Genomic DNA, 21746 nt, shown 5'->3' with positions numbered 1-21746 from the left:
CGGTAGCGGGAGCGTCTACGCTCAAGTTGTCCTAAATCATCAAATTAGCGGTTAATAACAACTAATAACCTATTACTCCGAAAGGGGGCAGTCTCTTTTATTGATCTCGCGCATCCTGTATGATGCGCCCTGCTAACCCTATTAACGCTGGTACTACTCCCGCTCATATGACCCTTTTAGCACTCGGTATTAACCACAAAACGGCCCCGGTTTCACTGCGAGAACGCGTCACGTTTTCGCCGGATACGCTCGACCAGGCGCTGGAAAGTCTGCTTGCCCAGCCGATGGTGCAGGGGGGCGTGGTGCTGTCGACGTGCAACCGTACTGAGCTCTATCTCAGCGTGGAAGAGCAGGACAACCTGCACGAAGCGTTGATCCGCTGGTTATGCGAATACCACAACCTGAACGAAGAAGAGCTGAGTAACAGCCTCTACTGGCATCAGGATAACGATGCGGTCAGCCATCTGATGCGCGTGGCCAGCGGCCTTGATTCGCTGGTGCTCGGCGAGCCGCAGATCCTCGGACAGGTTAAAAAAGCGTTTGCCGACTCGCAAAAAGGCCACCTTAAGGCCAGCGAGCTGGAGCGCATGTTCCAGAAATCCTTCTCTGTCGCTAAGCGAGTGCGAACCGAAACCGACATTGGCGCCAGTGCCGTTTCCGTTGCGTTTGCCGCCTGTACGCTGGCGCGCCAGATCTTTGAATCCCTCTCGACGGTCTCTGTGCTGCTGGTTGGCGCAGGCGAAACCATCGAGCTGGTCGCGCGTCATCTGCGCGAACACAAAGTGAAGAAGATGATTATCGCCAACCGCACCCGCGAACGCGCCCAGGCGCTGGCGGATGAGGTCGGCGCGGAAGTGATTGCCCTCAGCGACATCGACGCCCGTCTCAACGAGGCGGATATCATCATCAGCTCCACCGCCAGCCCGCTGCCGATTATCGGCAAAGGTATGGTCGAGCGCGCCCTTAAGTCCCGCCGGAATCAGCCGATGCTGCTGGTGGACATCGCCGTTCCGCGTGATGTCGAACCGGAAGTGGGCAAGCTGGCGAACGCCTATCTCTACAGCGTGGACGATCTGCAAAGCATCATTTCCCACAATCTCGCCCAGCGTAAAGCGGCGGCGGTGCAGGCCGAAACGATTGTCGAGCAGGAAACCAGCGAATTTATGGCCTGGCTGCGCGCGCAAAGCGTCAGCGAGACGATTCGCGAATACCGCGGTCAGGCGGAACAGGTACGTAATGAACTGACTGCCAAAGCGATGGCGGCCCTGGAGCAGGGCGGCGATCCGCAGGTCATCATGCAGGAACTGGCATGGAAACTGACCAACCGTTTGATCCATGCCCCAACCAAATCACTTCAACAGGCTGCCCGTGACGGGGACGACGAACGCCTGAATATTCTGCGCGACAGCCTCGGGCTGGAATAGCGCGCCATACCCATTTTATAATTAAAAGGTGCACTTACGCCTATGAAGCCCTCTATTGTCGCCAAACTGGAAGCGCTGCACGAGCGCCATGAAGAAGTTCAGGCGCTGCTCGGCGATGCCGCGACCATTGCCGACCAGGAACGTTTCCGCGCCCTGTCGCGCGAATATGCGCAATTAAGTGACGTTGCGCGCTGCTTTACCGACTGGCAGCAGGTTCAGGAAGATATTGAAACCGCGCAGATGATGCTCGACGACCCGGAAATGCGCGAGATGGCGCAGGAAGAGTTGCAGGAGGCGAAAGTCCGCTCCGAAGAGATGGAACAGCAGCTTCAGGTGCTTCTGCTGCCAAAAGATCCGGACGATGAACGCAACGCCTTTGTCGAAGTCCGCGCCGGAACCGGCGGGGATGAAGCGGCCCTGTTTGCCGGGGATCTGTTCCGCATGTACAGCCGCTACGCCGAGTCGCGTCGCTGGCGTGTGGAGATCATGAGCGCCAACGAAGGCGAACATGGTGGCTATAAAGAAGTGATCGCCAAAATCAGCGGCGAGGGCGTATATGGTCGCCTGAAGTTTGAGTCCGGCGGCCATCGCGTCCAGCGCGTCCCGGCCACCGAATCCCAGGGGCGTATCCACACCTCCGCCTGCACCGTGGCGGTGATGCCCGAGCTGCCGGAAGCTGAGCTGCCGGACATTAACCCGGCGGATTTGCGTATCGATACTTTCCGCTCCTCCGGCGCGGGCGGTCAGCACGTTAACACCACCGACTCCGCGATCCGTATTACCCACCTGCCAACCGGCATCGTGGTGGAGTGTCAGGACGAACGTTCCCAGCATAAAAACAAAGCCAAAGCGCTCTCGGTGCTGGGTGCCCGTATCCATGCCGCAGAGATGGCGAAACGCCAGCAGGCGGAAGCCTCAACCCGTCGCAACCTGCTGGGCAGCGGCGATCGCAGCGATCGCAACCGCACCTATAACTTCCCGCAGGGTCGCGTGACCGATCACCGCATCAACCTGACCCTCTATCGTCTGGATGAGACGATGGAAGGCAAACTGGATCTGCTGATCGAACCTATCGTGCAGGAGTACCAGGCCGACCAGCTGGCAGCGCTGGCAGAGCAGGATTAATGGATTTTCAGCACTGGCTACAGCAGGCGATAAGCACGCTGGCGGGGAGCGAAAGCCCCCGTCGCGATGCGGAGATCCTGCTGGAGCATGTGACGGGCAAAGCACGCACCTGGATTCTCGCCTTTGGCGAAACAGCGCTTACCGCCGATCAGCAAAGAGAGCTTGATGCACTCCTCGCCCGGCGCAAAACCGGCGAGCCGGTGGCGCACCTGGTGGGCGAACGTGAGTTCTGGTCGCTGCCGCTCTATGTCTCTGCTGCAACGCTAATTCCCCGTCCCGATACCGAATGCCTGGTGGAGCAGGCGCTGGCGAGATTGCCCGCCACCCCCGCGCGCATTCTGGATCTCGGCACCGGCACCGGGGCCATCGCCCTGGCGCTGGCCAGCGAGCGTCCGGACTGTCAGGTGACGGCAGTAGATCTCATGCCCGATGCGGTGGCGCTGGCACAGCGTAACCTTGAGCGCCTGGCGTTAAAGAATGTGACGGTGCAGCAGAGCAGCTGGTTTACCGCTCTTGCTGACCAGCAGTTTGAGATGATCGTCAGTAACCCGCCCTATATCGATGAGTGCGATCCGCATCTCGGCGAAGGGGATGTGCGCTTTGAACCGCGCAGCGCGCTGGTTGCGGCGGATCACGGACTGGCAGATCTCAGCCATATTATTATCCAGTCTCGCCAACACCTGGTCAGCAATGGCTGGCTGCTGCTCGAGCATGGCTGGACGCAGGGCGAAGCGGTGCGCAATCTCTTCCTGCAGGCCGGTTTTGCCCAGGTTGAAACCTGTCGCGACTATGGCGGCAACGAGCGCCTGACCGTGGGCAAGTGGCATGAATAGCTTCTCTGTACTGATCGCCCTGCACCTGACGGCAGTCGTCCTGACCGTCACGTTTTTTGCGCTGCGTTACTGGTGGCGTTACAGCAATAACGCCCTTATCAACGCGCGCTGGGTGCGGGTTCTGCCGCACTGCATCGACACCGTGCTGTTTCTTTCCGGCGCAGGGTTGATGTGGGTGACCGGTTATCTGCCGTTTACAGATGAAGGGTCATGGCTGACTGAAAAGCTGTTTGGCGTTATCATCTACATCGTTTTGGGTTTTATTGCGCTGGGGCGTCATCGTCCGCGCAGCCAGCAGGCGGGGTTTGTTGCCTTTCTGCTGGGGCTGGTGGTGCTGTACATCATCATTAAACTCGCCACCACAAGAATACCGATACTGGGGTAAGTCATGGAGTCCTTGGCCGATTTCGAATTTAACAAAGTGCCGCTGTGCGATGGAATGATTAAGGTATCAGAGATGATCCGCGATGATTTCATTTCACAATACGTCTACGATGAACTGGAGAAACTGGTGTGTCTGGCGCGTGAAGAGATTAATCAGGCGCGCCCTCAGGACTGGCAACTGGAGAAACTGATTGAGCTTTTTTATGGCGAGTGGGGCTTTTGCGATACGCGTGGCGTGTATCGGCTCTCCGACGCGCTGTGGCTCGATCAGGTACTGAAAAACCGTCAGGGCAGCGCTGTCTCCCTGGGGGCGATTTTATTATGGGTGGCGCACCGTCTTGATATTCCGCTGGTGCCGGTCATCTTCCCGACGCAGATGCTGCTGCGCGCCGAGTGGCTGGACGGCGAGATGTGGTTAATCAATCCCTTTAATGGCGACACGCTCGACGATCACACGCTGGATGTCTGGCTGAAGGGCAACATCAGCCCGATGGCGGAGCTCTACAACGAAGATCTGGACGAAGCGGATAACGCCGAGGTGGTTCGCAAGCTGCTGGACACCCTGAAGTCAGCGTTGATGGAAGAGCGGCAGATGGAGCTGGCCTTGCGTGCCAGTGAGGTGTTGCTGCAGTTTAACCCGGAAGATCCTTACGAGATCCGCGATCGCGGCCTTATCTACGTGCAGCTTGAGTGTGACCACGTTGCGCTGAATGATTTGAGCTATTTTGTTGAGCAGTGTCCGGAAGATCCGATCAGCGAAATGATCCGCGCGCAGATTAATTCCATCGCGCACAAACAGATTACACTGCATTAATCTTAATTCCGATTCACACCTGAATAAGGCGATCCTATGAAACAAAAAGTGGTTAGCATTGGCGATATCAACGTGGCGAACGACCTGCCGTTCGTGCTGTTCGGCGGCATGAACGTACTGGAATCCCGCGACCTCGCGATGCGTATCTGCGAACACTACGTCACCGTGACCCAGAAGCTGGGTATCCCGTATGTGTTTAAGGCCTCTTTTGACAAAGCCAACCGCTCCTCTATTCGCTCTTACCGTGGCCCGGGCCTCGAAGAGGGGATGAAAATTTTCCAGGAGCTGAAGCAGACCTTTGGCGTAAAAGTGATCACCGACGTCCATGAAGCAAGCCAGGCGCAGCCTGTGGCAGACGTGGTTGACGTGATCCAGCTGCCCGCGTTCCTCGCCCGTCAGACCGATCTGGTCGAAGCGATGGCGAAAACCGGCGCCGTCATCAACGTGAAAAAACCACAGTTCGTCAGCCCAGGCCAGATGGGGAACATCGTCGATAAGTTTATCGAAGGCGGTAACGACCAGGTGATCCTCTGCGACCGTGGTTCCAACTTCGGTTATGACAACCTGGTGGTGGACATGCTGGGCTTCAGCGTGATGAAAAATGTCTCTAACCAGTCGCCGGTCATCTTCGACGTGACCCATGCTCTGCAGTGCCGCGACCCGTTTGGCGCAGCCTCAGGCGGCCGTCGTGCTCAGGTTACCGAACTGGCGCGCGCCGGTATGGCGACCGGTCTGGCGGGTCTGTTTATCGAAGCGCATCCGGATCCTGCCAACGCCAAGTGCGACGGCCCATCCGCGCTGCCGCTGGACAAGCTGGAGCCGTTCCTGAAGCAGATTAAGGCGATTGACGATCTGGTCAAGAGCTTTGAAGAGCTGGATACCAGCAACTAATAAAAAAACCCGCTTCGGCGGGTTTTTTTATGCGCTTATTGCCGGGTGGCGCTGCGCTTACCCGGCCTACAAAACCCGTAGGCCCTGCAAGCGAAGCGCCGCTGGGCAAAGGACTAGGCAAATATCGTCATCAGATAGGCCGCAAACAATGCCAGGTGCGCCGCACCGTTGAGCACGTTGGTGCGCCCGGTGGAAAATGAAATCTGGCACAGCAGTAGCGACGCCAACATCACAATCATCTCCGGTGCACCAAGGCTAAACATCAACTCGTTACCGGTAAGAAGGGCAATCAGCGTCACCACCGGCACGGTCAGGGAGATGGTCGCCAGCACCGAGCCAAAGAAGAGGTTCATGGCACGCTGCACCTGGTTATTCAGCACGGCACGTAATGCCCCCAGTCCTTCCGGGGAGAGGATCAGCAGCGCCACCAGGAAGCCGGTAAAGGCCACCGGCGCGTTCATCGCCGTCAACAGTGTCTCCAGCGGTGCGGCATTCATCTTGGTGACTGCAATGACCGCAATCAGATGCACCACCAGCCAGACCGTATGCCACAGGCTGCTGTGCGCGGACGGCTTGCCGTGGTGCGGGTCATCGTCGTCGCTCTCATCTTCATGCTCATAGACGAAGAGACTCTGGTGCGTTTTGGTCTGGATCAGCAGAAACACGCCGTACATCGCCGCAGAAATCAGCGCCACGAGCAGGGCCTGACCGGTAGTGAAATTGGCCCCCGGCAGCGCCATCGGGAATACCAGCACGATAATCGCCAGCGGGAAGAGGGCGATCAGATACTGCTTAATACCAAACAGGTTCAGATATTGCGTTGCGAATTTGCGCCCGCCCAGCAGCAGCGAGAAGCCGACCAGCCCGCCGGTGACAATCATAATGATGGAGTAGAGCGTATCGCGCATCAGGGTAGGTGCGGCGTCACCGGTCGCCATCAGAGCGGAAATAAGGCTCACTTCGAGAATAACGACGGAAAGACTTAAAATCAGGGAACCGTAGGGTTCGCCCAGGCGGTGGGCCAGCACGTCGGCATGGCGTACAACGCTAAAAGCACTGCTCAGAATACCCACAAGGGCCAGAATATTAATCCCGATGACCACTGGCAGTGACTGCGCGCTTCCCCAGAAGAACAGCACGGCCAGGGCCAGCACCGGGAAAATGAGAGACGTCTCCTTATGACGGGTTTTCACCGTCTCGTGTGCGGTTGTCATGTAATTCTCCGTTTTGGCAGGTGCTTGTAATTATAAACAGAAAGTGAGGAGCTTAAATTAACAGATCGCCGTTAATCTCTGAGTATCTTTTACTTAATTTTACGGTACAGGGGAATTATTTCACGAGAGCGTCATAATAATATATTTTTGTTAAATAGGGTCTTAATAACAGTAGATTAAGAAACTGAAATCCAGGATTATCGATTCGACTGGAAGCCTTCGGCATTGTCGACCACACTTATTAAGTGAATAAAAAGAGGGGGTTGCTATGCCATACAAATCGAAAACTGATTTACCGCATAACGTTAAGAACGTACTGCCTGCCCACGCGCAGGATATCTACAAAGAAGCCTTTAACAGCGCCTGGGATCAGTACAAAGATAAAGAGGACCGCCGGGGCGATGACAGTCGTGAGGAGACCGCACACAAGGTGGCCTGGGCGGCGGTGAAGCAGGATTACGAAAAGGGAGACGATGATAAGTGGCACAAGAAGAAATAGTCATTGCTTAGTTGGCTGTGCTTAATAGTTTGCACCGTCGGCTTTGACTTTTAAGGCGGTCGGCCTCCCGCTCTGTTGCACCCGGCGAGATTATTGCATATCGTCACCCTACTGCTTTCTAATTGAGCAGTAAAAGGACCCGGAAGGTTCATAAAGTGAGGGCAGGGATGCAGGCAGTGGCGGAGGTGCAATATGTTAACGCGTGATTTTCTTATGAAGGCCGACTGCAGAACGGCCTTTGGTGCGATCGAAGAGTCGCTTCTGTGGTCAGCCGAGCAGCGCGCAGCGTCGCTGGCTGCGACCCTGTCCTGCCGTCCGGACAACGGTCCGGTATGGCTCTTCGGCTACGGTTCCCTGATGTGGAACCCGGCGCTGGAGTATGTTGAATCGGCAACCGGGACGCTTCCGGGCTGGCATCGAGCCTTCTGTTTGCGCCTGACCGCCGGACGCGGCAGCGCCTGCCAGCCAGGCCGTATGCTTGCACTGAAAGAGGGCGGACGCACCACCGGCGTGGCCTACCGTCTGCCGGATGCGACCCTGGAAGAGGAGCTGGCGCTGCTGTGGAAGCGTGAGATGATCACTGGCTGCTATATGCCGAGCTGGTGTCGGCTGGAGCTGGATGATGGACGCACCGTTAACGCCCTGGTCTTTATTATGGATCCGCGCCATCCGCTGTTTGAGGCCGACACGCGCGCGCAGGTCATCGCCCCGCTGATTGCCGCCGCCAGCGGCCCGCTTGGCACCAACGCACAATATCTCTTCTCGCTCGATCAGGAGCTGACGCGTCTCGGCATGCAGGATGATTGTCTGAACGAGCTGGTGTCGCGGGTGCGGGCATTGCTGGATAACGAATCGCCGGAAAGCCAGCTGCGCCCCGGCTTTGCCTGAAAAAAAGCCCGGTGACAGTGCGCCACCGGGCGAAGAATGATCAGGCTGCGACGTAGCTGATGGAGTGCTCAAGCGACTGGCTGTGGCTGTCGATGAGCACCTCCCAGGTTCCGGTATAAGGCACCGTCAGCCAGGCGTTGTCTTTGTCCTGTACGCTTAAAATATCTGCCTGCGTTTTGCGTGGTGCTTTATTACTCATCAGATGAATATGACAACGCTCTGAGCAGCGCACCACGACCGTATCCCCGCCAAACAACTTCAGACTTGCTTTTACCAGTGCCATTTTTTTACCCCGTATCCGAAACAACGCTCTCCTTGCGGCTAATCCTGAGCGTGATGTTGTTCACAATTCACTCATGGCATAACACCAAAGGGGAAGGGCCGGGGTGCTGATTTTGATCAAAAAATGGCGTAAGCCTTAAACAAAAATGACAAAATGCCTGAAAGCGCGCAGCGAACATCGCTTTACGCGGCTTTCAGGCAGCGGATTAACATTAAATGCGGAAATGACCGGCGGTTTCAGCGAGGTCGCCTGCCTGACCCTGAAGGGCGCTGGCGGCGGCAGCCGACTGCACCACCAGTTCGGCGTTTTGCTGCACCATACTGTCCAGATTGAGCACCGCGCGGTTAATCTCCTGAATGCCTTTCATCTGCTCGCTGGTCGCCACGGTGATCTCCCGCATGATCCCCGACATGCTGCCAATGCTGGTGACGATCTCATTCATGCTCTGCCCGGCAAGATGCACATAGCGCGAACCGGTCGCCACGCTGTCGGTGGTAGAGTCGATCAGGCTTTTGATCTCTTTTGCCGCCTGGGCGCTGCGGCTGGCGAGATTGCGCACTTCGCCCGCCACCACGGCAAAGCCGCGCCCTTGCTCACCGGCACGCGCCGCTTCAACCGAGGCGTTCAGCGCCAGAATGTTGGTCTGGAAAGCAATGCCGTCAATCACGCTGGTGATGTCGCCAATTTTGGTCGAGGCGGCTTCGATGGACTGCATGGTGGTGATCGCCTGCGACACCACGTTGCCGCCCCGCGTCGCGGCCTCGGCAGCTTTGCCCGCCTGCTCGTTCGCCACGGCGGCAGATTCGGTGGACTGCGCCACGGAGGCGGTGATCTGCTCCACGGCGCTGGCGGTTTCACGCAGGCTGGAGGCGGCCCGCTCGGTGCGGCCAGAGAGATCCTGGTTCCCGGCGGCAATCTCCTGGGCGGCGTTCTTCACCGAGGCGCTGGCGTCGCGCAACTGCACCATCACCACCGCGAGTTTATCGCTGAAGGCGTTAAAGGCATGGGCGATCTGCGCCACCTCATCGTCACCTTTCTCCGGCAGACGCTGGGAGAGATCGTTGGTGCCGTTGGCAATGGCGTGCATCGCATCGCGAATATCTGACAGGCGCTTCAGCAGGCGGGCAATCACGAAATGCACAACCACCGCGCTGAGCAGCACCAGCACAACCAGCGACAGGGAGGAGGCTTTCAACAGGGTACGCATACCTGTCGTCGCATCATCGCTGTCAAGCGCGACAATCAGCTGCCACTGGGTACCAGCAATCGGGGTTGCGGAGAAGGTTTTCGCCACGCCGTTGTACTCCCCCTCGGCGCTGTTGCCATTCTTTAGCGCAGCCAGATCGACGCCGCTGATGACCGCTTTAAAGGGCTTTAAGGTCAGCTCGGGATCGCTGGCGGCAATGACCGAACCCTCGCTGTCAACCAGCAGCCCGCTGCTGGCTGGCGTCGGATGGATGCCGCGCACGTTGGCGATCACGCTGTCCATCGCCACATCGCCCGCCAGCACCGCTTTCAGCTCGCCGTTCTCTTTCACCGGCACGGCGAAAGTGACCACCAGCTTTTTGGTGCCGGTATCCACATACGGGACGGTGACGATGGCGCGATCCTCTCTCACCGCCTGCTGATACCACGGACGCACCGTTGGATCGTAGTCGGCAGGTACCCCTTCAGGATTGGAAAACTTCGCGGTTTTGCTGGCGTAGCCGGCATAGACGTTGATAAACCCGCCCGCCTGCGCCAGCTGTTTAAACATCGGTACCGGATCGTCGGTCAGGACGACGTTCTGCAGGGAGTTGATCATCAGCGTCTTGCTGCTGACCCAGTCGGCAATCGCCATGCTGTGGCTGGCGCTGGTGCTGGCCAGTATCGAACGTTGGGACTGTTGATTATCCTGACGCGTGACCTGGAAATTAATCACGGTATTCAGTAAAAGCGCGGCGATCAGACATCCGACCGTCGCCGCAATAATACGAGCGCGAATTGACCTGAACATAATGAAATACCTGCTGTGTTGTTGTAAAAAGCCTATCGGCATCGGGCAGGCAAACTTGAAGCTGGAACCGCGCTCATAAGAAAAAAATATTTTTGTTAATGCATTATTAAAAAGTTAATAGTTTATCCGCGGATAGCGTCCACTGCGCCAGCTCCACCAGGGTGCCAATCTCCACCCCGTCGATCAGCGGCAGGGCGCTGATACCGCGGCCATCGGCGCAGGTTTTGCACAGCTTCACCGGCACGTTCTGCGCCGTCAGGATCTCCAGCATCTGCTGGATATTGTAGCCCTCCGCCGGTTTTTGCCCCCGCAGTCCGGCTGTGACCGCGTCGGACATCAAAAACAGGCGCAGATCCAGGTCGCTCTCCTGCTCGCGTAAGGCAATCGCCAGTCGCAGGCTGTTGAACAGCGATTCGCTGCCATAGGCCGCACCGTTAGCGACAATCACAATCTTCTGCATGTTGACTCCTGAATAATGAAAAGGCATGAAAATTGCTTCTCTCTTCGGCAGACACTGACCCGGGAGAGTAAGCATGACGATAAACAGAGGCCGTCCACCCGGCGCCACGGAATGGTTCCAGCAGGCCAGGCTGCTGCGTAAACAGCAGCTGTGCAAGCTGGCACAACTGGGCACGCTGGTGAGCCGGATCAGCCATCTTGCGCACATGCTACAGTGCGAGCGGGGCGCCTCCAACATCTGGCTCTGTTCCGAAGGGGCGCTCTATGCCCTGGAGTGTAAAGCCAGCCGCGCGCTGGTAGACGAGCATGTGCAGGCGCTGCATCAGGCGCTCGGCTCGCCGGTGATGGCCAGCGGTGCCCTGTGCGAGCGGGTGGCCAACGCCCTGCAAAGTCTGGAGCAGCTTCCCGCGCTGCGTGAGGCCATTACGGCTTGCGCGCTGCCCGCTACGGCGGCGATGGAGCGTTATAGCCGTATGCTGCGAAACCTGCTCAGTATTGTGCCGCAACTCAATGACAGCATTGATAACCCGCAAATCGCGGGCAGATTTGTTGCGCTCTACAGCCTGATGCAGGGCAAAGAGCTGGTGGGGCAGGAGCGGGCGCTGGGAGCGATTGGCTTTACCCAGGGCTTTTTCAGCGATGAGATGCGCCAGACGCTGGTAGACAGAATCGACGGCCAGCAAACCTGTTTCGAGGTCTTCCTCTCCCTGACCCCTCCCAGCCTGCACGATCCTTTCAACCTCAGCGTACCGGGGGCGGAGGTCGAACAGCTGCGGCGGCTGGCCTGTACCCGGCAACCCGCCGCGGATCAGGGGGTGCTGGCGCTGCACTGGTTCTCGCTGCAAACCGAACGCCTCGAACATCTGCGCACCCTGGAGGAGATGCAGATCGCCGATCTGATGCTGGCGGTGGAGTCGCTGATTAGCCAGGCTGACGACGAGCCGCCCGCAGAGCCGCAGACGGCGGAGCCGCTGGCCCTCTATCCGCAAAAACCGCTGCTGCCGCTGGTGCGCCAGCAGGCGCAGGAGATCGAGCAGCTCTCACGCCAGCTGGCCTCGATGCGCGACACGCTGGAGGAGCGCAAGGTGATCGACAAGGCCAAAAGCGTGTTGATGACCCATCAGCAGATGAGTGAGGAGCAGGCCTGGTGCCAGCTGCGCAAGATGGCGATGGATAAAAATCAACGGATGGTGGATATCGCCCGCGCGTTGCTGACGGTCAAAGCCCTGTGGCAGCAGTAAATGCACCCCGGATGGGCAACGCCTGCATGGTTGAGGTGCGTTCTCGCTGTCGGCAGGCAGAAAAACCCCGTTATTTAAGCCTTTAAAACCTGGCATCACCCTTGCATTAATCAACATAACAATTCTGACGACGCGCCAACGGCGGTGTGTCGTTTTTGAGGATAAAGGCGTCCTGCGGTGCTTCGGCACTGCCGGGCGCTTTTTTTTGCCATTTTTTCAGGAGTGAGCATGGTGGAATGGACAAGACGGCGTTTTTTACATGCCAGTGCGCTGGCGGGCGGGACGCTGATGGTGCCGGGATTGATGCAGAGCGCATGGGCCGCGGGCTCCGATAAACCGGAGCTGGAGACGGTGCGCGTCGGCTTTATCCCGCTGACCGACTGCGCGCCGCTGGCGATCGCGGCCTGGAAAGGGTTCGATAAGAAATATGGCTTCACCCTGGTGCCGAGCAAAGAGGCGAGCTGGGCGGCGGTGCGCGACAAGCTGGTGGCCGGGGAGCTGGACGCAGCGCACATTCTCTATGGCCTGCTGTATGGCCTGGAGTTGGGGATCGCCGGTAAACCTAAACCGATGGCCAACCTGATGACCCTCAACCGGAACGGGCAGGCGATCACCCTGTCGAGCGATCTGGCTCAGCAGGGCGTGCGCGACGTCGAGGGGCTGAAGAAGCTCATCGCCCGGGAGGCACCGGGTACCTACACCTTCGCCCACACCTTTCCCACCGGCACCCATGCCATGTGGCTCTACTACTGGCTGGCGAGCGCAGGCATCAACCCCTTCGACGACGTGCGCACCGTGGTGGTGCCGCCGCCGCAGATGGTGATGAACATGCGCATCGGCAATATGGTTGGCTTCTGCGTCGGCGAGCCGTGGAACGCCCGCGCTATTAACGATCGCATCGGCTTTACCGCCGCCACCTCCCAGTCCATCTGGCCGGAACATCCGGAAAAAGTGCTCGGCACCCGCCACGAGTGGGTAGAGCAATATCCGAACACGGCCCGGGCGCTGGTCAGCGCCCTGCTGGAGGCCCAGCGCTGGATCGACGCCTCACCGCAGAACAAAGAGGAGACCGCGCAGCTGCTGGCCCGGCGCGCCTGGCTCAACACCAAAGAGCAGTACCTCACTGGCCGGATGCTGGGCGAATACGACAGCGGAACCGGCAACCGCTGGCAGGATGCCAACCCGATCCGCTTCTTTGAGGAGGGGGCGGTGAGCTACCCGTGGCACTCCGACGGAATGTGGTTCCTGACCCAGTTCCGCCGCTGGGGACTGCTGAAAACCGACCCGGATTACGCCGCTATCGCCCAGCGCATCAACCGCACCGACATCTGGCAGGAGGCCGCCACTGCCGTGGGCGGCATTCGCGCACCTTCATCGCCGCTGCGCACCAGCACCTTAATGGACGGCACCGTCTGGGACGGCACCGATCCGAAGGGTTACGCCAACCGTTTCGCCATTCACCGTACAGGGGCCTGATATGAAAAACGTCAACATTAAAGCCGCACCCGCCATACCCGCCGAGCCGGTCAGCGGGGAAGTGATCGCCCTGCCGCCGGTGCAGGTCCGCCGCCGTACTCCGGGGTTTGCCCGCCGGACCAACGATCTGCTCCAGCGCATCATTCCGGCGCTGCTTGGCCTGGGATTACTGGTGATCGCCTGGCAACTGGCGGCTATCAACAGCAAAGGGTTCCCGACGCCGCTCAGCACCCTGGACTCGGCCATCACGCTGTTTGCCGATCCGTTCTACCGCGATGGCCCCAATGACATGGGAGTGGGTTGGAACGTGCTGGCCTCGTTGCAGCGTGTCGCTATCGGCTTTGGCCTGGCAGCGATCGTCGGCATCCCGCTGGGCTTTATGATTGGCCGGTTTACCTTTATGTCCCGCATGTTCACCCCGCTGATTGCGCTGCTGCGCCCGGTCAGCCCGCTGGCATGGCTGCCCATCGGCCTGCTGCTGTTCCAGAAGGCGGAGCCTGCCTCCAGCTGGACCATTTTTATCTGCTCGATCTGGCCGATGATCATCAACACCGCCGAAGGGGTGCGCCGTATCCCGGAAGATTACCTCAACGTGGCGCGGGTGTTGCAGCTCTCCGAGTGGACGGTGATGCGCCGCATTCTCTTCCCGGCCGTGCTGCCTGCGGTGCTGACCGGGGTGCGGCTCTCCATAGGTATCGCCTGGCTGGTGATCGTCGCCGCCGAGATGCTCACCGGGGGGCTGGGGATCGGCTTCTGGATCTGGAACGAGTGGAACAACCTCAACGTCGAAAACATTCTCATCGCCATCGTCATTATCGGCGTGGTGGGTTTGCTGCTGGAGCAGGGGCTGATGCTCATCGCCCGCCGTTTCAGCTGGCAGGAAAAATAAGGAGCACATGATGAAACCTCTCATTCAGGTCCAGGCCGTCAGCCAGCGTTTTTCCACCGCCAGCGGCGAGTTTCTGGCGCTGCAGAACGTCTCTTTTGATATTCACGAAGGGGAGACCATCAGCCTGATCGGCCACTCCGGCTGCGGCAAATCGACGCTGCTGAACCTGATCGCCGGCATCACCCTGCCGACGGAAGGTGGGCTTCTCTGCGATAACCGCGAGATCGCCGGGCCAGGGCCGGAGCGGGCGGTGGTGTTCCAGAACCACTCCCTGCTGCCGTGGCTCACCTGCTTCGACAACGTAGCGCTGGCGGTGGATCAGGTGTTCCGCCGCAGCATGAGCAAAGCCGAGCGGCGGGAGTGGATCGAACACAACCTCGAGCGGGTGCAGATGGGGCACGCCATCCACAAGCGGCCGGGGGAGATTTCCGGCGGCATGAAGCAGCGGGTGGGGATTGCCCGCGCCCTGGCGATGAAGCCAAAAGTGCTGCTGATGGATGAGCCGTTCGGCGCCCTCGATGCTCTGACTCGTGCCCATCTGCAGGATTCGGTGATGCACATTCAGCAGGAGCTGAACACCACCATCGTGCTGATCACCCATGACGTGGACGAAGCGGTGCTGCTCTCGGATCGGGTGCTGATGATGACCAACGGCCCGGCGGCAACGGTAGGCGAGATCCTGCGCGTTGACCTGCCGCGCCCGCGCAACCGGGTGCAGCTGGCGGAGGAGAGCCGCTATCACCATATGCGCCAGCAGATCCTGCACTTCCTCTATGAAAAACAGCCGAAAGCGGCCTGAGGAGCATAACCATGCGCCTGGTCATCATTGGAAACGGACTGGCGGCAACGCGGCTGGTTGAGTCATTGACCGAGCGCGCGCCAGGCCGCTTTGAGATCACCCTCATCGGCGAGGAGCGCGTACACGCCTACAACCGCATACAGCTTTCGCCGGTGCTGGGGGGCGAGAAAGAGGCGGCGGCGACACAGCTTCATGATGAGAGCTGGTATCGGACGCGCGGCATCACCGTGGTGTGCGGCGAGCGGGTGCGGGCAGTGGATATCAGCGCCCAAACGCTGCGTACTTACAGCCGACAGTTCGTATGGGATGAACTGGTCTTTGCCACCGGTTCCCGGCCGTTTGTGCCGCCCATCCCCGGCAGCCATCTGCCCCACGTCTTCACTTTTCGCACCCTGGAGGATGTGAACGCCATTCTGGCGACGCCCGGCCCGGCGGTGGTGCTGGGGGGCGGGGTACTCGGCGTGGAAGCCGCCGCAGCATTAAGACAGCAAGGTGACAATGTCACGTTAGTCCATCGCGGTCCGTGGCTGATGGAGCAGCAGCTCGACCAGCAGGCGGGTCTGCTGCTGGAGCAGGCGCTCGGCGAGCGAGGTATCGGCTGTGAGCTGAACGCCGGGTTGTCGCAGATCGCCCCTGACAGCGTCACCCTCAGCGACGGACGCACCCTGGCCGCCACCCGGGTGGTACTGGCGACGGGCGTGTTGCCCAACATCGCCCTGGCGCAGGCAAGCCGCGTGCCGTGCGGCCGGGGGATCCTGGTGGATAACCAGATGCGCACCGCAATGGAGGGCATCAGCGCCATCGGCGAGTGCTGTGAATTAAACGGCGAGACCTGGGGGCTGGTGGCGCCGTGCCTCGCCCAGGCGGAGATCCTCGCCGCCCGTCTCGCCGGGGAGTGCGTCGCACCCTTTACCCCCACCCAAAACGGCATGCGCCTGAAGGTGACCGGTATTGAGCTGTTCAGCGCTGGCGAGGTTATCGCGCAGGAAAAAGATGCGGTGTGGACCAGCTGGGACCCGCTGACCCGCCACTACCGCCGTCTACTGGTTCGCAACGGCACGCTGGCAGGCGTGCTGCTGATGGGGGAGTGTCGCAGCGCGGCCACCCTCACCGATTTACTGGCAACGTCAGAACCCGCTCAGGCGGACTGGCTGTTCGATCGATTCACTACGCAGCCGCAGGTTGCAGGACAGAACGCTATGACAAAACCTACTCTGGTTGTGGTTGGGCACGGTATGGTCGGCCACCATTTTCTTGAAGACTGCGTCAATCGCGGTTTGCATCAGCAGTATCAGATTGTGGTCTTCGGCGAAGAGCGCTATGCCGCCTACGATCGCGTCCATCTGTCGGAATATTTTGCCGGACGCAGCGCCGACTCGCTGTCGATGGTGGCCGGAGATTTCTTTGCCGATAACGGCATTGAGCTGCGCCTCTCCCAGCCGGTGGTCGCCATCGATCGCGACGCCCGGGTGATTCGCACGGGATCAGGGCATGAAACACACTGGGACAAGCTGGTGCTGGCGACCGGTTCGTACCCCTTTGTACCGCCGGTGCCGGGCCGGGATCTGCCGGGCTGTTTTGTCTACCGTACTCTCGACGACCTGGATAACATCGCCGCCCATGCAAAAAATTCGCGCACCGGGGTGGTGATTGGCGGCGGCCTGCTGGGGCTGGAGGCCGCCAACGCCCTGAAACAGCTTGGGCTGGATACGCACGTGGTGGAGTTTGCCCCGAACCTGATGGCGGTGCAGCTTGATAACGACGGCGCCGCGATGCTGCGCCGTAAAATTGAAGCCCTCGGCGTGGGGGTGCATACCAGTAAGGCCACCACCGAAATCGCAGAAACCGACAGCGGGATGGTACTGCGCTTTGCCGACGGCAGCGAGCTGGCGACCGACATGGTGGTCTTCTCCGCCGGGATCCGCCCGCAGGATGCGCTGGCCCGGAGTTGCGGCCTGGTGCTGGGCGAACGCGGGGGGATTGCCATCGACAACCAGTGCCGCACCTCGGATAGCGATGTTTTTGCTATCGGCGAATGCGCCCTCTGGGAGGGAAAAATCTACGGTCTGGTGGCGCCCGGCTACCAGATGGCGCGGGTGGCCTCCGCCGCGCTGGCGGATGAAGAAAACGCGTTTATGGGTGCGGACATGAGCACCAAGCTGAAACTGTTAGGCGTAGATGTCGCGTCGTTCGGCGATGCCCATGGCCGCACCGCAGGGGCGCAGAGCTACCAGTGGACTCACGGCCCGCAGCAGATCTACAAGAAGATCGTGGTCAGTGCCGACAATAAAACCCTGCTTGGCGGCGTGCTGGTTGGGGATGCCAGCGAATATGCCACCCTGGTGCAGATGATGCTTAACGACATCCGCCTGCCCAACGATCCAGAAACCCTGATCCTGCCTGCGGTGGCGGGCAGCGCCCCGAAAGCGCTGGGCGTGGCGGCTCTGCCGGAGAGCGCGCAGATCTGCTCCTGCCACAACGTCAGCAAAGGCGACATCTGCCAGGCGGTGAGCAGCGGTGCCACCGACATCGGGGCGGTGAAACAGTGCACCAAAGCGGCCACCGGCTGCGGCGGGTGCAGCGCCCTGGTGAAACAGGTGATGGAGTTCCAGCTGGCGGCCCAGGGCGTGGAGGTGAAAAAGGACATCTGCGAGCACTTCGCGTACTCGCGTCAGGAGATCTACCACCTGGTGCGCGTCAACCGCATCCACACCTTTGATCAGCTTATCAGCCGCTACGGCCAGGGGCACGGGTGCGAGATCTGTAAGCCGCTGGTGGGATCGGTGCTGGCCTCCTGCTGGAACGAATATCTGCTGAAACCGGCCCATCTGCCCCTGCAGGACACCAACGACCGCTACTTCGCCAATATCCAGAAAGATGGCACCTACTCCATTGTGCCGCGCATGGCCGCCGGGGAGGTCACCGCCGACGGGCTTATCGCCATCGGCCAGATCGCCAAACGCTACCAGCTCTACAGCAAAATTACCGGCGGGCAGCGTATCGACCTGTTTGGCGCCCGGCTGGAGCAGCTCCCGGAGATCTGGCAGCAGCTGATCGACGCCGGGTTTGAAACCGGCCACGCCTACGGCAAATCCCTGCGCACGGTAAAATCCTGCGTCGGCTCCACCTGGTGCCGCTACGGCGTGCAGGACTCCACCGGGCTGGCGGTGACGCTGGAGAACCGTTACAAGGGGTTGCGCGCCCCGCATAAGATCAAGATGGCCGTTTCCGGCTGCACCCGCGAGTGCGCCGAAGCCCAGAGCAAGGATGTGGGGGTGATCGCCACCGACAAGGGGTGGAACCTCTATCTGTGCGGTAACGGCGGGATGAAGCCGCGCCACGCGGATCTGTTCGCCAGCGATCTCGACGACGCCACGCTCCTGCGCTACGTCGACCGCTTCCTGATGTTCTATATCCGCACCGCCGATCGCCTGCAGCGCACCAGCACCTGGCGGGATAACCTCGAGGGTGGGCTGGCGTACCTGCGCGAGGTGATCATCGACGACAGCCTCGGCATTGCCGCCGAGCTGGAGCAGGAGATGCAGCGGGTGGTGGATACCTATCAGTGCGAATGGCAGACCACCCTGCAGGACCCGGGCCGTCTGGCGCAGTTCCGCACTCTCGACGCCGTGCCAGCATCCGCAAAACGCTGGCAGGATATCTGTACCCTGGACGAGATCCCGGAACAGGCGGGCATTGGCGCGCGTCTGGGTACGCAGCCCATCGCGCTGTTCCGCTTTGGCAAGGCGATTTATGCCCTGGAGGATCGCGAGCCGGGCGGCAGCGCCAGCGTATTGTCGCGCGGCATTCTCGGCGATGCCGGGGGCGAGCCGGTGGTGATCTCGCCCCTGTATAAAACGCGGATCCGCCTGCGCGACGGGCGCCATGTTGAAACCGGCGAAGTGGCGGTGCGCGCCTGGCCGGTCAGAGTCGATGGCGACCGGGTGCAGGTGGGCAGTGAAGAGCTGGTGATGCGCGCGGAGGCCTCATGACGGAAACCCAAACGACCTGTCCTTACTGCGGCGTGGGCTGCGGGTTGATCGCCCGCGTCGAAAAGGGCGAGGTAAGCGTGCGCGGTGACGACAGCCATCCGGCCAACTTCGGACGGCTGTGCGTTAAAGGCTCGGCGTTGGGGGAGACCACCGGTTTAGCGGGCCGCCTGCTGCACCCGGAGGTGGACAACCAGCCGGTGAGCTGGGAGCAGGCGCTGGATACCGCGGGTGCGCGGCTGCGGGAGATTATTGAGCAACATGGGCCGCAGGCGGTGGCCTTTTATGCCTCCGGCCAGCTGCTGACGGAGGATTACTACGCCGCCAACAAGCTGATGAAAGGCTTTATCGGGGCGGCCAATATCGACACCAACTCCCGGCTCTGCATGTCCTCGGCGGTGGTGGGCTACAAGCGCGCCTTTGGCGAAGATGTGGTGCCGTGCAGCTACGAAGACATCGAGCAGACCGATCTGGTGGTGCTGGTGGGATCTAATGCCGCCTGGACGCACCCGGTGCTCTATCAGCGCCTGGTACAGGCGAAAAGCGTCAATCCGGCGCTGAAGGTGGTGGTGATCGACCCGCGACGCACCGCGACCTGTGACATTGCCGATCTGCATCTGGCCCTGACGCCGGGCAGCGACGCCGGGCTGTTCGTGGGGCTGCTCAACGCGGTCGACCCCGGCCAGGCCAGTGACTGGCCGGCTGAGCGGGTGGCCGAATTTTGCGGCCTGCCGCCCGACGATGTCGCCGCCTTTTACGCCTGGTTTAATGCTGCCCCGCGCGCAGTGACGCTCTATACCATGGGGATCAACCAGTCCACCAGCGGCAGCGACAAGTGCAATGCCATAATCAACGTCCATCTGGCGAGCGGCAAAATCGGGCGCGAAGGCTGCGGACCCTTTTCGCTGACCGGTCAGCCCAATGCGATGGGCGGGCGCGAGGTGGGCGGGCTGGCGAATCAGCTGGCGGCGCACATGAATTTCACGCCGGACGATTTAAGCCGCGTGGCCCGCTTCTGGGGGACGGAGCGGCTGGCGCAGACGCCGGGACTGATGGCGGTGGAGCTGTTTGAGGCCATCGCCCGCGGTGACGTGAAGGCGGTGTGGATCATGGGTACTAACCCGGCAGTTTCCCTTCCGGACAGCCATGCGGTCTGCCAGGCGCTGGCGGCCTGTCCGCTGGTGATGGTCTCCGAAGTGATGCGCGACACCGATACCAGCCGCTTCGCCCACATCCGTTTTCCGGCGCTCGGCTGGGGAGAGAAAGAGGGGACGGTGACCAACTCCGAACGCCGCATCTCCCGTCAGCGCGCCTTTTTGCCCGCGCCCGGCGAGGCGAAACCCGACTGGTGGATCATCGGCCGTATCGCGCAGAGGCTGGGCCATGGCGCGGCCTTCTCCTGGGATCATCCTCACGCCATCTTTACCGAACACGCCGCCCTGACCGCCTTTGAGAACCATGGCGAACGGCAGCTTAACCTCGCGGCCCTGACGCAGTTGACCCGCGCGCAGTGGGATGGGCTGACGCCCTGGCAGTGGCCCGTCAACCGGGAAGTATTCACCCGTGCGCACCGGGTGCCGGTCAACCCGCAGACGCATGGCGCTACGCCGAATCTGCTCTATCCCTTTACCCTCAACAGCGGACGCATGCGCGATCAGTGGCACACCATGACCCGCACCGGCTATGTGCCGCGCCTGATGCAGCACCGCGATGAACCGACCGTGGAGATCTCGCCGCAGGATGCCGCCCGGCTGGGGATGCAGGATGGACAACTGGCACGCATCAGCGCCCCGCGCGGGCTGATGGTGGTCCGGGCGCGGATCAATGACGGGCAGCGCCCCGGGGAGCTGTTTGTCCCGATGCACTGGAACAGCTGTTTTTCACGCCAGGGCAAAGTGAATGCCCTGGTAGAAGGGCGCTGCGATCCCCACTCCGGCCAGCCGGAGAGCAAACAGACTGCGGTGCGACTCATGCCGTGGCAGCCTGCCTGGCAGGGGGAGCTTTACAGCCGGGAGGAACTGACCCTGCCGACACACGTCCACTGGTGGCGCAAGGCGGCAAAGGGGGTGTCGCGCCTGACCCTGGCGGGGGACAAGCCGCTGCTGGAGTGGCTGCTGGCACACTGCGCCGGCCAGGGCTGGCAGCTGCAAATCGCGCAGACGGGCGAGCGCAGCAGCCTGCTGGCCTGGCATCAGGGAGCATTAATGCTCGGCTTCTGGCAGGATGTTGCTTTGCCAGGGCTGGCGCATACTTTTATCGAAGCCGCGTTTCACGCCGCGCCGGTCGCGCTGGCGGAGCGTCACGCCCTGCTTGACGGGCAGGATCCTGGCGAGCGCAGCGATCCGGGGCGCATCATCTGTAGCTGCTTTGGCGTCGGCGAAAACGCTATCCGCAAGGCCATTGCGGGGGGATGCGACTCTGCGGCGGCGCTGGGGGCAAAATTACGCTGCGGCACCAACTGCGGCTCCTGTGTGCCGGAGCTGAAAGCGATGCTTTCTGTGAGGGTGTAAACGCCTGGTGGCGCTGCGCTTATCAGGCCCAA

18 protein-coding genes are annotated in these 21746 nt (G+C 60.6%); 14 read left to right on the top strand and 4 right to left on the bottom strand.

Annotation, left to right across the window (positions count from 1 at the left end; all coding sequences use genetic code 11):
* Nucleotides 1-167 precede the first annotated feature (167 nt).
* The 6 genes from hemA to kdsA are packed head-to-tail and all read left to right on the top strand — an operon-like array spanning nucleotide 168 to nucleotide 5471.
* A complete protein-coding gene (gene hemA, locus GNG29_RS12865) occupies nucleotides 168-1424 on the top strand; it encodes a glutamyl-tRNA reductase (protein ID WP_103179952.1) in 1257 nt (418 codons plus the stop codon).
* Between the two features lie 42 nt (nucleotides 1425-1466).
* On the top strand, nucleotides 1467-2549 hold the full coding sequence (gene prfA / locus GNG29_RS12860; protein WP_103179951.1) for a peptide chain release factor 1: 1083 nt from the start codon (nucleotides 1467-1469) through the stop codon (nucleotides 2547-2549).
* Complete coding sequence (gene prmC / locus GNG29_RS12855) at nucleotides 2549-3382, top strand: peptide chain release factor N(5)-glutamine methyltransferase (RefSeq protein WP_103179950.1); 834 nt, start codon at nucleotides 2549-2551, stop codon at nucleotides 3380-3382. The genes prfA and prmC overlap by 1 nt, the downstream gene beginning before the upstream one ends.
* Nucleotides 3375-3767: an invasion regulator SirB2 gene (gene sirB2, locus GNG29_RS12850; RefSeq protein WP_103179949.1), complete on the top strand. Its 393-nt coding sequence runs from the start codon at nucleotides 3375-3377 to the stop codon at nucleotides 3765-3767. Before prmC ends, sirB2 begins: the two co-directional genes overlap by 8 nt.
* A 3-nt stretch (nucleotides 3768-3770) precedes the next feature.
* Nucleotides 3771-4580, top strand: coding sequence for an invasion regulator SirB1 (gene sirB1, locus GNG29_RS12845; RefSeq protein WP_156654672.1), 810 nt, complete (start codon nucleotides 3771-3773; stop codon nucleotides 4578-4580).
* A gap of 36 nt (nucleotides 4581-4616) precedes the next feature.
* The gene (kdsA, locus tag GNG29_RS12840; RefSeq protein ID WP_103179947.1) at nucleotides 4617-5471 is read left to right on the top strand and encodes a 3-deoxy-8-phosphooctulonate synthase; all 855 of its coding nucleotides are present in this window, start codon (nucleotides 4617-4619) and stop codon (nucleotides 5469-5471) included.
* Nucleotides 5472-5584: 113 nt separating this feature from the next.
* On the opposite strand, the gene chaA is transcribed toward kdsA, so the two are convergent.
* Nucleotides 5585-6685 carry a sodium-potassium/proton antiporter ChaA gene (gene chaA, locus GNG29_RS12835; protein ID WP_103179946.1) on the bottom strand — a complete coding sequence of 367 codons (1101 nt, stop codon included), beginning with the start codon at nucleotides 6683-6685 and terminating at the stop codon, nucleotides 5585-5587.
* A gap of 268 nt (nucleotides 6686-6953) precedes the next feature.
* Here chaA and chaB point away from each other — a divergent pair, with 268 nt between their 5' ends.
* Together chaB and GNG29_RS12825 are read left to right on the top strand one after the other, a co-directional pair.
* Entirely contained in the window at nucleotides 6954-7184 is a 231-nt protein-coding gene (chaB, locus tag GNG29_RS12830; RefSeq protein WP_156654671.1) for a putative cation transport regulator ChaB, read from the top strand.
* Nucleotides 7185-7376: 192 nt separating this feature from the next.
* Nucleotides 7377-8072 carry a gamma-glutamylcyclotransferase gene (locus tag GNG29_RS12825; protein WP_156654670.1) on the top strand — a complete coding sequence of 232 codons (696 nt, stop codon included), beginning with the start codon at nucleotides 7377-7379 and terminating at the stop codon, nucleotides 8070-8072.
* A 40-nt stretch (nucleotides 8073-8112) separates the two neighbouring features.
* Here the strand turns inward: GNG29_RS12825 and GNG29_RS12820 are convergent, their stop codons facing one another.
* The 3 genes from GNG29_RS12820 to ychN form a co-directional block, all read right to left on the bottom strand.
* Nucleotides 8113-8355, bottom strand: a complete 243-nt coding sequence (locus GNG29_RS12820; RefSeq protein WP_103179943.1) for a DUF1883 domain-containing protein — start codon at nucleotides 8353-8355, stop codon at nucleotides 8113-8115.
* Between the two features lie 211 nt (nucleotides 8356-8566).
* The gene (locus GNG29_RS12815) at nucleotides 8567-10351 is read right to left on the bottom strand and encodes a methyl-accepting chemotaxis protein (protein ID WP_103179942.1); all 1785 of its coding nucleotides are present in this window, start codon (nucleotides 10349-10351) and stop codon (nucleotides 8567-8569) included.
* A gap of 106 nt (nucleotides 10352-10457) precedes the next feature.
* Nucleotides 10458-10811: a DsrE/F sulfur relay family protein YchN gene (gene ychN / locus GNG29_RS12810; RefSeq protein ID WP_103179941.1), complete on the bottom strand. Its 354-nt coding sequence runs from the start codon at nucleotides 10809-10811 to the stop codon at nucleotides 10458-10460.
* Between the two features lie 73 nt (nucleotides 10812-10884).
* On the opposite strand from ychN, the gene nasR reads away from it, so the two are divergent.
* From nasR to GNG29_RS12780, 6 genes are all read left to right on the top strand, one after another.
* A complete protein-coding gene (gene nasR / locus GNG29_RS12805; RefSeq protein WP_103179940.1) occupies nucleotides 10885-12051 on the top strand; it encodes a nitrate regulatory protein NasR in 1167 nt (388 codons plus the stop codon).
* Between the two features lie 228 nt (nucleotides 12052-12279).
* Nucleotides 12280-13527 carry a CmpA/NrtA family ABC transporter substrate-binding protein gene (locus tag GNG29_RS12800; RefSeq protein WP_156654669.1) on the top strand — a complete coding sequence of 416 codons (1248 nt, stop codon included), beginning with the start codon at nucleotides 12280-12282 and terminating at the stop codon, nucleotides 13525-13527.
* A 1-nt stretch (nucleotide 13528) separates the two neighbouring features.
* Nucleotides 13529-14416, top strand: a complete 888-nt coding sequence (gene ntrB, locus GNG29_RS12795) for a nitrate ABC transporter permease (RefSeq protein WP_156654668.1) — start codon at nucleotides 13529-13531, stop codon at nucleotides 14414-14416.
* A gap of 10 nt (nucleotides 14417-14426) precedes the next feature.
* On the top strand, nucleotides 14427-15215 hold the full coding sequence (locus GNG29_RS12790; protein WP_103179937.1) for an ABC transporter ATP-binding protein: 789 nt from the start codon (nucleotides 14427-14429) through the stop codon (nucleotides 15213-15215).
* A gap of 11 nt (nucleotides 15216-15226) precedes the next feature.
* On the top strand, nucleotides 15227-19207 hold the full coding sequence (gene nirB / locus GNG29_RS12785) for a nitrite reductase large subunit NirB (protein WP_156654667.1): 3981 nt from the start codon (nucleotides 15227-15229) through the stop codon (nucleotides 19205-19207).
* Nucleotides 19204-21714, top strand: a complete 2511-nt coding sequence (locus GNG29_RS12780; RefSeq protein WP_156654666.1) for a nitrate reductase — start codon at nucleotides 19204-19206, stop codon at nucleotides 21712-21714. Before nirB ends, GNG29_RS12780 begins: the two co-directional genes overlap by 4 nt.
* Nucleotides 21715-21746: the final 32 nt, after the last annotated feature.

It is taken from the genome of Leclercia sp. Colony189 (assembly GCF_009740165.1).
GTDB lineage: Bacteria > Pseudomonadota > Gammaproteobacteria > Enterobacterales > Enterobacteriaceae > Enterobacter.
The sequence above is the reverse complement of the archived record's forward strand: the minus strand, read 5'-3'. Positions and strand labels throughout refer to the sequence as shown.

Bases quoted from the DNA above. Each gene is read 5' to 3' on its own strand.
- sirB1 (WP_156654672.1), top strand. From the start codon at position 3,771: ATGGAGTCCTTGGCCGATTTCGAATTTAACAAAGTGCCGCTGTGCGAT.
- prfA (WP_103179951.1), top strand. From the start codon at position 1,467: ATGAAGCCCTCTATTGTCGCCAAACTGGAAGCGCTGCACGAGCGCCAT.
- sirB2 (WP_103179949.1), top strand. From the start codon at position 3,375: ATGAATAGCTTCTCTGTACTGATCGCCCTGCACCTGACGGCAGTCGTC.
- GNG29_RS12815 (WP_103179942.1), bottom strand. From the start codon at position 10,351: ATGTTCAGGTCAATTCGCGCTCGTATTATTGCGGCGACGGTCGGATGT.
- GNG29_RS12790 (WP_103179937.1), top strand. From the start codon at position 14,427: ATGAAACCTCTCATTCAGGTCCAGGCCGTCAGCCAGCGTTTTTCCACC.
- chaB (WP_156654671.1), top strand. From the start codon at position 6,954: ATGCCATACAAATCGAAAACTGATTTACCGCATAACGTTAAGAACGTA.
- ychN (WP_103179941.1), bottom strand. From the start codon at position 10,811: ATGCAGAAGATTGTGATTGTCGCTAACGGTGCGGCCTATGGCAGCGAA.
- GNG29_RS12820 (WP_103179943.1), bottom strand. From the start codon at position 8,355: ATGGCACTGGTAAAAGCAAGTCTGAAGTTGTTTGGCGGGGATACGGTC.
- GNG29_RS12800 (WP_156654669.1), top strand. From the start codon at position 12,280: ATGGTGGAATGGACAAGACGGCGTTTTTTACATGCCAGTGCGCTGGCG.
- ntrB (WP_156654668.1), top strand. From the start codon at position 13,529: ATGAAAAACGTCAACATTAAAGCCGCACCCGCCATACCCGCCGAGCCG.
- prmC (WP_103179950.1), top strand. From the start codon at position 2,549: ATGGATTTTCAGCACTGGCTACAGCAGGCGATAAGCACGCTGGCGGGG.
- chaA (WP_103179946.1), bottom strand. From the start codon at position 6,685: ATGACAACCGCACACGAGACGGTGAAAACCCGTCATAAGGAGACGTCT.
- GNG29_RS12780 (WP_156654666.1), top strand. From the start codon at position 19,204: ATGACGGAAACCCAAACGACCTGTCCTTACTGCGGCGTGGGCTGCGGG.
- GNG29_RS12825 (WP_156654670.1), top strand. From the start codon at position 7,377: ATGTTAACGCGTGATTTTCTTATGAAGGCCGACTGCAGAACGGCCTTT.
- nirB (WP_156654667.1), top strand. From the start codon at position 15,227: ATGCGCCTGGTCATCATTGGAAACGGACTGGCGGCAACGCGGCTGGTT.
- nasR (WP_103179940.1), top strand. From the start codon at position 10,885: ATGACGATAAACAGAGGCCGTCCACCCGGCGCCACGGAATGGTTCCAG.
- kdsA (WP_103179947.1), top strand. From the start codon at position 4,617: ATGAAACAAAAAGTGGTTAGCATTGGCGATATCAACGTGGCGAACGAC.
- hemA (WP_103179952.1), top strand. From the start codon at position 168: ATGACCCTTTTAGCACTCGGTATTAACCACAAAACGGCCCCGGTTTCA.